At 67.5% G+C, this 9,608-nt stretch carries 11 protein-coding genes; 2 read left to right on the top strand and 9 right to left on the bottom strand.

What is annotated here, in order from left to right:
- Positions 1 to 432: carboxymuconolactone decarboxylase family protein (locus QE494_RS00725; RefSeq protein WP_300040480.1), on the top strand; the 432-nt coding region annotated here is incomplete at its 5' end.
- Positions 429 to 1,271, top strand: a complete 843-nt coding sequence (locus tag QE494_RS00720) for an amidohydrolase (protein ID WP_300040478.1) — start codon at positions 429 to 431, stop codon at positions 1,269 to 1,271. The genes QE494_RS00725 and QE494_RS00720, both read left to right, overlap by 4 nt.
- 30 nt (positions 1,272 to 1,301) lie before the next feature.
- On the opposite strand, the gene QE494_RS00715 is transcribed toward QE494_RS00720, so the two are convergent.
- From QE494_RS00715 to QE494_RS00675, 9 genes are all read right to left on the bottom strand, one after another.
- Positions 1,302 to 1,919: a glutathione S-transferase family protein gene (locus QE494_RS00715; RefSeq protein WP_300040476.1), complete on the bottom strand. Its 618-nt coding sequence runs from the start codon at positions 1,917 to 1,919 to the stop codon at positions 1,302 to 1,304.
- Between the two features lie 4 nt (positions 1,920 to 1,923).
- Positions 1,924 to 2,931, bottom strand: a complete 1,008-nt coding sequence (locus tag QE494_RS00710) for a tripartite tricarboxylate transporter substrate binding protein (protein WP_300040474.1) — start codon at positions 2,929 to 2,931, stop codon at positions 1,924 to 1,926.
- A gap of 29 nt (positions 2,932 to 2,960) precedes the next feature.
- Positions 2,961 to 3,773, bottom strand: coding sequence for an alpha/beta fold hydrolase (locus QE494_RS00705; protein ID WP_300040472.1), 813 nt, complete (start codon positions 3,771 to 3,773; stop codon positions 2,961 to 2,963).
- Position 3,774: 1 nt separating this feature from the next.
- A complete protein-coding gene (locus QE494_RS00700) occupies positions 3,775 to 5,028 on the bottom strand; it encodes a CaiB/BaiF CoA-transferase family protein (RefSeq protein WP_300040470.1) in 1,254 nt (417 codons plus the stop codon).
- A gap of 41 nt (positions 5,029 to 5,069) precedes the next feature.
- Positions 5,070 to 5,711, bottom strand: a complete 642-nt coding sequence (locus QE494_RS00695; protein ID WP_300040468.1) for a fumarate hydratase C-terminal domain-containing protein — start codon at positions 5,709 to 5,711, stop codon at positions 5,070 to 5,072.
- A 3-nt stretch (positions 5,712 to 5,714) separates the two neighbouring features.
- Positions 5,715 to 6,584, bottom strand: coding sequence for a fumarate hydratase (locus QE494_RS00690; RefSeq protein WP_300040466.1), 870 nt, complete (start codon positions 6,582 to 6,584; stop codon positions 5,715 to 5,717).
- The gene (locus QE494_RS00685) at positions 6,574 to 7,542 is read right to left on the bottom strand and encodes a phosphoglycerate dehydrogenase (protein ID WP_300040464.1); all 969 of its coding nucleotides are present in this window, start codon (positions 7,540 to 7,542) and stop codon (positions 6,574 to 6,576) included. The genes QE494_RS00690 and QE494_RS00685 overlap by 11 nt, the downstream gene beginning before the upstream one ends.
- 96 nt (positions 7,543 to 7,638) lie before the next feature.
- Complete coding sequence (locus QE494_RS00680; protein WP_300040462.1) at positions 7,639 to 8,430, bottom strand: alpha/beta fold hydrolase; 792 nt, start codon at positions 8,428 to 8,430, stop codon at positions 7,639 to 7,641.
- Between the two features lie 11 nt (positions 8,431 to 8,441).
- A complete protein-coding gene (locus tag QE494_RS00675; protein ID WP_300040460.1) occupies positions 8,442 to 9,428 on the bottom strand; it encodes a tripartite tricarboxylate transporter substrate binding protein in 987 nt (328 codons plus the stop codon).
- Positions 9,429 to 9,608 lie beyond the last annotated feature (180 nt).

Here is a 9,608-nt window from a genome sequence, read left to right as displayed (position 1 = left end):
TGGTCGGCGCTCGGCGCCTTGCTGCGCTATCGCACCAGCCTCACACCGCGCCAATCCGAGATTGCCATTCTCATCACCGGCCGGGCCTGCAACTCGCCCTTCGAGTGGTACGCCCACCGCCTCGAGGCGGAGAAGGTCGGGATCGAGATGCCCATCATCGAGGCCCTTTTGGCCCAACGCGCGCCGTCCGGCCTCACCGCTGACGAGCACGCCCTGTGGGCCTATGCGGTCGAACTCAATGCGCACCGCTCGGTGTCCGACGCCACCTACCAGGCGGCCTTGGCGCACTTCAGCGAAAAGGCCATTGTCGAATTGACTGCCCTGATCGGTTACTACACGATGGTGGCAATGACGCTCAACTGCCACGAGATCCCGCTGCCGGAAGGTGTGGCTCCTGCCTTCCCGCTGCCCCAGCATGACGGCCTGAAATGAACGGTTCGTCAGCGCCTTCCCCGGCCGGCGGCCCGGCCGTTTTGGGCTGGGACTGCCACAACCACCTGTTTGGCCCCTACGCGGACTTTCCGCTCGCGCCCGACCGCAGCTACACCCCGCCCGAGGCGCTGGAGACGGGCCATGCGGCCATGCTGGCGCGCCAGGGCCTGTCGCATGCGGTGCTGGTGCACCCGAGTGCTTATGGCGACGACCACAGCCGACTGCTCTCTGCGCTGGATCGCCACGCCCACCTGCGCGGTGTGGTCGTGGTGCGACCGGGCAGCCCCTTGCCCTTGGCGGGCCTGCGTGCACGCGGCGTGCGTGCAGCGCGCTTCAGTCACCGCAGTGGTGCGGGCACCAATTTCGCCGGCAGCGCGGCTATCGAGGACCTGCGCGCACTGACCCCGGCCCTGGCCGAGGCCGGTTTGCACGCCGAAATGTGGACCGACTGCCAGGTGCTGCCCGAAATCGCGCCCTTGCTGCGCGCGCTTCCCTTCCCGATGGTGATCGACCACATGGGGGGCTTCGACCCGCGCGCCGGTGTGGACCAGCCGGGCTTCAAAGTGCTGCTCGACTTGGTGGCCAGCGGCCGGGTGTGGGTCAAGCTCTCGGCCTACCGCAACACCGTAGGGCTGGACCCAGAACTGGCGCGCCCCTTCCAGGAGCGCTTGTTGCAAGCCAACCCCGAGCGCCTGCTCTGGGGCAGCGACTGGCCCCACCTGCGCATTGCGCCGGAGCCCGACGTGGCCGACCTCTTGGCCACCTTCCGCCGCTGGTGTGGCGATGCGGCGCTGGAGCGCCGGGTGCTGATGGACAACCCCCAGGCGCTCTACGGCTGAAGCGTCGCCGCGGGCGATACCTGACGACCTTTAGCCGTCGACAGCCACCGTGGCTTGCATCGAAGGACGCGTGGCCACGACGGCAAACCAGCGCGCCAGCGCCGGTGCCTTTTCGCGCCAGCCGTAGTCCGGGTAGCGAAAGTCCATATAGCCCAGCGCGCAGGCGATGGTCACCGTGCCGATGGTGAAGGGCGCCTTCTCCAGGGCCGCGACCTCCCGGTCCAGTTGGGCCAGAACGGAAGCAGCCTTGATTCCGAAAGCGTCCATCAGGGGCTGCAGCGGCTGGGCCCGTTCACGCTCGTTGCGCCAAAGAATCAGGGTGTCGAGGAAGCCGTCGGCCATGGCGTGCCAACGCAGGGCCTGCCACTTGGCATCGCCACTGGCCGGAAACAGGCTGCCTTGGCCCAGGTCGTTGAGGTATTCGCAGATCACCACCGAGTCAAACAGCGCGCTGCCGTCTTCAAGCACCAGGGTCGGGATCTTGGACAGGGGGTTGTCCTCCATCAGGGCCGCATTGGGTTTGAGCATGGCGGCGACCGAGCGCACTGTGCGGATGCGGTCGGTCAGGCCCAACTCGTGGGCGCAGACCATCACCTTTCGCACATAGGGCGAGCGGGGGGACCAGTGGAGGGTGAGGGGCTGCGTCATGGGTTTACTCGTCGAGGGTGATGTTGGACTTGCGGGCGACTTCCTTCCAGTTGGCCTGGTCAGCGGCCACGAAGCGGGCGAAGTCGTCGCCGGACTGTACCGCGGGGTCGAAGCCCTTTTCCTTGAGGCTGCGCTGGAAGGCCGGATCTGTGAGCGCGTCCATCATGACCTGACGCAGGTTGCCCGCCACTTGGGGGGGCAACTTGGACGGGCCGCAGATGCCCCACCAATTGAGTACCAGCAGTTTGGGGTGGCCCAGTTCCGCAATCGAGGGAACCGCCGGCATCACTTCGCTGCGCTGGGTATCGAACACTGCCAACACCTTGATCTTGCCGTCCTGGGTCAGGGGCCGGATCGTGCCCGGGCTGGTGATGGTGGCGTCCACATGACCGGCACGCAGGTCGTTGAGGGCCGGGGCCATGCCCTTGTAGGGGACCACCGTGACATCGATGCCCAGTTGCGACTGCATCAGCGAGGCGCCCATGTAGTCCAGCGCGCCAACCCCGGCCGAGCCGATGCGGATGGAGCCCGGCTTGGACTTGGCCAGGCGGACGAAATCGGCAAAGCTGTTGACGCCCAGGTTGGAGTTAACTGCCAGTGCGAAGGGACTGCTCGCAATGCGCACCAGGAAGCTGAAGTCCTTGTCCACTGTGTAGCGAACGGTCTTGGCGATCGCCGGCAGGATGCCCATGTTGGCCGTGGCGCACAGCAGCAGGTTGCTGCCGTCGGGCGCCGACTTGGCCACGAATTCGGCGCCGAGCATGGAGCCAGCGCCGGGCCGGTTCTCCACGATCCAGTTGGTTCCGCTCTTCTTGGCTGCTGCCTCGGCCATCATGCGGCCGATGACGTCGTTCGATGCGCCGGGCGCAAAGGGCACGATCACTCGGGTGACGGCCTGGGCGAGGGCGTGGCCAGCGCCGCTGGTCAACATCAGGGCGGCGGCGGCCTGCAAAAGGCAGCGACGCACGCTGCGGTTCAAGGTCAGGGTCAAGGTCAAAGAGGGCGAGGTCATGGGGGTTGTCTCCTTTCGTCGTCGACGGGTCATTCCTGCAGAAATTCGAGAACCAGCCGGTTGAACGCCTCTGGGCGCTCCCAGTTGATCGAGTGCCCCGCGTCGCCGATCTCGGTGAAGCGGGTGTTGGGAAGATGGCTGGCCCAGGTCCGCATGAGGGCGGGGGGTGCCAGCAGATCGGCGCCTCCCATCAGCACCAGGGTCTGCGGTGTGATGGTGGCCACTTTGGCAAAGGTGTTGGGCGTGCGCAGGGGCTGTGCAGGCGCGTCGGGCTGGCGAGCGGCATGTTCCATCGCAATGAAGAGGGCCAGACCCTCCGGGTTCTCGGCCCGGTAGGCCACGCCCACCTCCAAGAAGGGCCGCACCTCGATCCGGCCGGTGAGGCCGGGCACCGCGATGCGGGCGTAGAAGTCCTGCATCTGCGGTTCGCTGAACTGGCCGTTGCTGCCGGCAATCACCAGACGCTCCAGGCGCTGGGTCTGCCAGGCGGCATAGTCCAGCGCTGCAAACCCACCACCCGCGATGCCGAGAAGCGAGAAGCGCTCCAGCCCCAGGTGCTGTACCAGCGCCTCCAGATCTTCGGCGATAGAGCCTGGTTGCGGCCCGCTAGCCGGGTCGGCCAGGCTCTGGCCCCAGCCGCGCCGGTCGAAGGCGATCACTCGTAGGCCCGCCTGGTGGAAGGCCACGAGTTGCCGGTCCCAGGCGCGCACGGTGCCGGTGTTGGCGTGCAGCAGCACCAACACCGGGCCGGATCCGCCGGTGTCCACGTACCACAGGCGTACGCCGGGCAGGTCGGCGTAGCGCCCTGCAAAGGGGGGAGGGGCCAACAGCGGCTCGCTCATTTCAGATCGCTCCGCCGGCTTGCAGGCGGCGTACCGCCTCTGCGTCGTAGCCGATCTCAGCCAGGATGTCGGCGCTGTGCTGGCCCAGGAGTGGCGGCGCCTCCCGCTGGGGCAGGTCGGCTTCGGTAAAGCGCATCGGACTGGCGACCTGGGGCACATCGACACCGCTCGGGTGCGGAACGTGGCGCAGCATGCCCCGGGCCTTGACCTGCGGGTCCTCGAACACATCGGCCACCGAGTTGATTGGGCCGCAGGGAACGCCCGCGGCGTCGAGTTGGTCGATCAGCTCCGCCCTTGTGTGGCGCGTGAACTCCGCCTGGAGCAGCGCCGACAAAGTCTCGATGTTTCGGACCCGTTGCGGGTTGGTGGCAAAGCGCTCGTCTTGCGCCCACTCAGGCCGCCCAAGGCTTTCGCACAGCTTGGCGAATTGCCCATCGTTTCCAACGACCAGGATCACGTCGCCGTCACTGCAGCGGTAGACATCCTGCGGCTGAATGTTGGGGTGGGCGTTGCCGTTACGGGCCGGTACCTTGCCCGAGACCAGGTAGTTCATCGCTTGATTGGCCAGCGTGGCCACCTGCACGTCGAGCATGCCGATGTCGATGTAGTCGCCACGGCCGCATTCGTTGCGGCGCGCCAGGGCGGCCAGCACCGCCACCGCGGTGTACATACCGGTCATCAAATCGACGATGGGCACGCCTACCTTTTGCGGACCGCCGCCAGGCCGGCCATCCCGCTCGCCGGTGACGCTCATGAGACCGCCCATGGCCTGGATCAGGAAGTCATAGGCCACCTGGTCGCGCCGGGGGCCGGTCTGGCCGAAGCCAGTGACCGAGCAATAGATCAGGCGCGGATTGACCTTGCGCAGGCTGGCCTCGTCGAGGCCGTAGCGCGCGAGCGTCCCGCACTTGTAGTTCTCCAGCACGATGTCGGCGCGCGCCGCCAAGCGTTTGATGATCTCCTGACCCTCGGGCTTTTCCAGGCTCACGGTGATGGAGCGCTTGCCGCGATTGACGGCCAGGTAGTAGCCGGCTTCCTTAGTCGGTTTGCCGTCGGCGCCCTGGAGAAAGGGCGGGCCCCAAGCCCGGGTGTCGTCGCCGGCACCGGGACGCTCGACTTTGATCACCTCAGCTCCGAGGTCGGCCAAGATCTGTCCGGCCCAGGGGGCGGCGAGTATTCGACTGAGGTCCAGCACCCGCACATGGGACAGGGGGCCCCGGGGCGCTTCGGACATGGAAGGTGTTTGCGGATTCATGGAGTGAGGGTGATTGTTCCGGCGCCGATTGCAGCGGGCTATCAGCCCGGCGGCAACGCTGTCATGCGGGCTCGCGCAAGGCCGGCCATGATCTCCGCGCGCCGATCCTGTGCCGCGGCGGTCTGCTCGTCGTACAGGCTGCGGCCCAAAGCGTCGATGCCCACGGTGGCTGGACCCAGACCCTCCACCCGCAGGCGCACCAGACGGTAGTGGGTCAGCATGTCGGGCCAGCCCACTTCCAGCACCTCGCGTATCGCCTGTGTGTGAAGGGTCGCGCCGCCTCCCAGGAAGGACAGGTAGACGCAGCCGGTGCGGGCCATGGCCTGGGCACTGGCAGCGTCGAGCCCGCCCTTGCCGCCAACTGCGTGCAGGCCCAGACCCTCGATCAGGCGAGGCATGTGCGGGTTGAAGCGGGTGCTGGTGGTGGGGTTGATATAGAGAACCTCGAAGCGGCCCTGCTCCTCGCGGCTGTAGCTGCCGATGTGAAGCAGACTGGCGCCCTGCAGTGCCATCGGCATCGGCTCGCGTCCCTCCAGACACCCGAGCAGGCGCTGGTGGGTGGGCAGGCCAGCGGTGACCACGATCTCCCCATCCAAAATGACCTGGTCCCCAGCGCGTAAGGAGCGGGCATCGGCCTCGCAGAGGGGGAACTTCAGTCGGTGGGTGCGAATGCCTTCAGCCATGGCTCACTCCAGAACTTCGACCCGGCCGTCGTTATGCAGACGGGCGCGGGTGCGGCGGTTGATCCAGCAATTGAAGGCCACGGCCACCGGGGTGAATCCGTGACCGGCGCAGTAGTCGACGTTCACCGCCATTGCGGTGCTGGCGCCGCCGGTTCCCATCGGGCCGAAGCCTGTCTGGTTGACCGCCTCGGCCAGGCGCTTTTCCATCGCTGCGACCATGGGCTCAGGGTGGTGCTGGCCGATCGGACGCAGCGTGCCCTCCTTGGCCATCTTGGCGGCGTAGTCGAAGGTGCCGCCGATGCCCACGCCCACCACCACGGGCGGGCAGGTCTGGGCGCCGGCCTTGATCACCGTGTCGATGACGAAGCCTTCGATGGTGGCGAGGTCCGGGAAGCTGAAGATCTCCAGCGCCGCCCAGCGGCCCGAGCCCAGCGCCTTGGGCGAGCAGGTGATTTCGACATAGTCGCAGTCGTCCACCAGGTCGAAGGTGACGATGGGCATGCCCTTGCCTGCGTAGCCGCGCTCGAGGGTCAGCGGGTGCGTGACATGCGGCAGCAGGGGTGGGTCGATCGATGCCACCAACTCCGCAAAGCCCTCGGTGATGGCACGCCGCACATCGCCGCCAAAGCGGGCCTGGGTGCCGACTTTGACAAAGTACACCGGCACGCCGGCGTCCGAGCAGATGAATTGGTTTGCTTGTTGCGCAGCGTCTGCGCTTTTGAGCATGAGGCGCAGGGTGTGCCTGGCAGTCTCGTTGGTTTCGCGGGTATCCGCCGCTTCCAGTGCAGTCCGCGTGTCGGCGGGAATACCCCGCAGTGAGCGGTCGAACAACTGCGCGGTGACCCGCTTGAGGGTGTCGTATTCAATGGCCATCGTAGACCTCGGGGTTGACGGTATGGGCGGCGCGCTCACCGCGCAGGACGGCGATCACGCCCGCAGCCACTGACATTGCCACCCGCGCCATGGACTCGCGGGTCAGGGTGGCCATGTGCGGGGTGACCAGGATGCCGGGCACCCCGATCAGCGGGCTGGGGGAGTTGGCCCCTTGCTGGCGCAGCACGTCGACGGCGGCGCCGCCCAGGTGGCCGCTCCTGACCGCCTCCGCCAGCGCCGCCTCGTCGATCAGGCCGCCGCGCGAGGTGTTGATCAGGAAGGAACCCTTTTTCATTCGGGCCAGGGATTCTGCATTGATCAGACTTTCGGTCTGCGGGGTCAGCGGGGCGCTGAGCGACACGAAGTCGGCCTGGGTCAGGGCCTCGTCCAGGGAGACGAACTCGACCTCCTTGTCCGCAGGGTCGGGCCGGGGCGTGACCACCAGAACCCGCATGTCAAAACCGCGTGCCCGGCGGGCGATGGCCCGCCCAATGCGGCCGTAGCCAACGATGGCTAAGGTCTTGCGCCAGGCTTCTGTGCCAGTAGGCCGGTCCCAGCCATGGGCCTGCACGCTGTTGACCGCGGTGAGCAGGCCGCGGCTGGCCATGAGCAGCAGGCCAAAGGCGTGGTCGGCGACGCTTTGGTCGTTGGTGCCCGCGGCCACCGTGACTGCAACTTTGCGCCGGGTGGCGGCGGCCAGGTCGACGGTGTCATAGCCCACCCCGGGTCGGGCGATGACGCGCAAGCGGGGCGCTGCCTCGAGCAACTGCGCCGGCATCGGCTCCATGGCGAAGACCAGGGCGGCGATCTCCTGCACCTGCGCCAGCTGCCACTCCATTGTGCAGGGCTGGGGCGTATTGGCCAGAACGACCTCGCAGCCGGCATCGCGCAGGGCCTGCAAGGCAGGCGCATGGCCTTTGACGGAAGCGGCGGTGATCAGGACTTTTCCAAGCGTCATGGATGCGGGGACTCCGGGTCGGGCAAGGGGCGGGGGCGACGGATCTTCATGCTAGCCAGAGGGGGCGGTCTCCCCGGTGTCCCGGCGGCAAAGCTGTTATGCGTGGCCGATACGGCTCGCCCAGCCCGTCACCGCCTGGGCGATGGCATGGGGTTGCTCGGGGACCAGCGCATGGCCCGCATTTGCGATGACCTCGACGGTGACCTTGCTGCCCAGCGCCTGCGCCAGTTCCTGTCGGGAGGAGGCCGGGCGCCAGGCATCTTGCGCGCCGTGCAGATCCAGCAGCGGGGCATGACCCTGATTGAACCAGCTGTCCCGCGGCGGCGAGGCAGAGGCCTCCCGGTAGGCGCGCCGCCACTGCGGGTGCCAGCCTGCCAGCCAAGGGCGGGGATCGTTGCCCGGCGCGAACATGCAGTGGCGCAGCGCTTCGAGCCGGGCTGCATCGGCCAAGGTGGGATCGGATGCCAGTGCCAATGACTCGGCCATTCCTGCAGGGAAAACGCGCGCCGCGGCGCCGAGTGCCACCACGCCGCGTACCCGCTCGGGATGGCGCAGGTCCGTCATGCGGGCCACCCAGTGGCCATAGGCATGGCCGACGACAAGTGCGGGCCCGCTGGCGAAATGGGCGATGACGCCGGCCACATCGTCTGCCAATGTCGCCAGCGTCATGCCCTCGGGCGGCGGACTCGAGCGGCCCATGCCGCGGGGCTGGGGTCGCAAGACCTGAAATCCGGCCTCCGCCAGCAGGCTGGCCAGGAGGTCGAAGTCCAGCGAGTCGCGCAGGGAGGAGGGCAGCAGGACCAAGGCCGGGCCTGTGCCCTCTGAAATAACGTCCAGCGCCGCATCGCCGATCTCGAGTAGTGCGCGCTGGCGCAGCGGCGGGGCCATTCGCCGCAGCCTCAGTCGACCTGTGCCCCCGAGGCCTTGACGATACGGGCCCACTTGGGGATTTCGCTACGAATCAGGTTGCCAAATTCCTCAGGGGAGGTGAGGGTGGGCTCGATGCCCAGCCCGGTCAGTTGCCGGCGCATGGGGCCGTCGGCCATGGCCTTGGTGGTGGCGGCATGCAAGGCGGCGATCACCTCCTTGGGCGTGCCGGCCGGCGCGAGCAGCCCCAGCCAGTTCGACACCTCGTAGCCCGCCAGGCCCGACTCCGCAATGGTCGGCGTTTGCGGCAGCACGCCCATGCGGCGCGCAGAGGTCACGGCCAGGGCGCGCACTTTGCCCGCCTTGATGTGCTCCTCATACACGGTGTAGGAATCGAAGGTGGTGTCGATGCGGCCAGCCAGCACGTCGGTGAGCAGCGGCGCGCTGCCCTTGTAGGGGACGTGGATCATGTTCACGCCGGCCATGCTCTCGAACAGGGCGCCCGACAGGTGGCTGGAGCTGCCGTTGCCGGCGGATCCGTAGGAGATTTGACCGGGGCGAGCCTTGGCCATGGCAATCAGCTCGGCCACCGACTGCGCTTTGACCGAGGGGCCGACCACCAGCACCCTGGGGGTGATGTGGGTCAGGGCCACCGGCGCGAAGTCTTTCATCGGGTCGTAGCGCAGCTTGGGGTAGAGGGCCGGGTTGATCGCTTGCGTGCCCATGGTGCCAAACAGCACGGTGTAGCCGTCGGCCGGCGCACGGGCCACCGCCTCGACTGCAAGGGTGCCACCGGCGCCGCCGCGGTTGTCGATCAACACCTGCTGACCCAGGGCCTCGCTCAGTTGCATGCCTAAGGTGCGCGCCATGACGTCAGCCGCACCGCCAGCAGGGAAGGGCACGATCATGCGGACAGGCTTGTCCGGAAAGGCGGCCCAGGCAGGGGTGGTGCCGGCGCTGGCGGCCAGCAAGGCGAGGAACTGGCGGCGGCCGAAGCCGGAGGGGGAAGTTTGGCGCACGTGAGTCTCCTTGTGGTCTTTGGCAAGCGGATTTCTCGCGACCCAAGCCGTCTCGAGCGGGTCTGGCGTAAATCTAGCGGTTGGCGCCAGTCCGACCCATGTCCGGTGGTGCATGGCTGTTTTGCCGCAGGCTGCGTGACAGGATCGCCCCACTCGCCTTGCCTGCATAACTGCTTTGTG

This window comes from Ramlibacter sp., from assembly GCF_029866045.1.
GTDB lineage: Bacteria > Pseudomonadota > Gammaproteobacteria > Burkholderiales > Burkholderiaceae_C > Ramlibacter.
The sequence above is the reverse complement of the archived record's forward strand: the minus strand, read 5'-3'. Positions and strand labels throughout refer to the sequence as shown.

Excerpts from the sequence above, each read along its gene's own strand:
- QE494_RS00720 (WP_300040478.1), top strand. The coding sequence starts at position 429 with ATGAACGGTTCGTCAGCGCCTTCCCCGGCCGGCGGCCCGGCCGTTTTG.
- QE494_RS00715 (WP_300040476.1), bottom strand. The coding sequence starts at position 1,919 with ATGACGCAGCCCCTCACCCTCCACTGGTCCCCCCGCTCGCCCTATGTG.
- QE494_RS00710 (WP_300040474.1), bottom strand. The coding sequence starts at position 2,931 with ATGACCTCGCCCTCTTTGACCTTGACCCTGACCTTGAACCGCAGCGTG.
- QE494_RS00705 (WP_300040472.1), bottom strand. The coding sequence starts at position 3,773 with ATGAGCGAGCCGCTGTTGGCCCCTCCCCCCTTTGCAGGGCGCTACGCC.
- QE494_RS00700 (WP_300040470.1), bottom strand. The coding sequence starts at position 5,028 with ATGAATCCGCAAACACCTTCCATGTCCGAAGCGCCCCGGGGCCCCCTG.
- QE494_RS00695 (WP_300040468.1), bottom strand. The coding sequence starts at position 5,711 with ATGGCTGAAGGCATTCGCACCCACCGACTGAAGTTCCCCCTCTGCGAG.
- QE494_RS00690 (WP_300040466.1), bottom strand. The coding sequence starts at position 6,584 with ATGGCCATTGAATACGACACCCTCAAGCGGGTCACCGCGCAGTTGTTC.
- QE494_RS00685 (WP_300040464.1), bottom strand. The coding sequence starts at position 7,542 with ATGACGCTTGGAAAAGTCCTGATCACCGCCGCTTCCGTCAAAGGCCAT.
- QE494_RS00680 (WP_300040462.1), bottom strand. The coding sequence starts at position 8,430 with ATGGCCCCGCCGCTGCGCCAGCGCGCACTACTCGAGATCGGCGATGCG.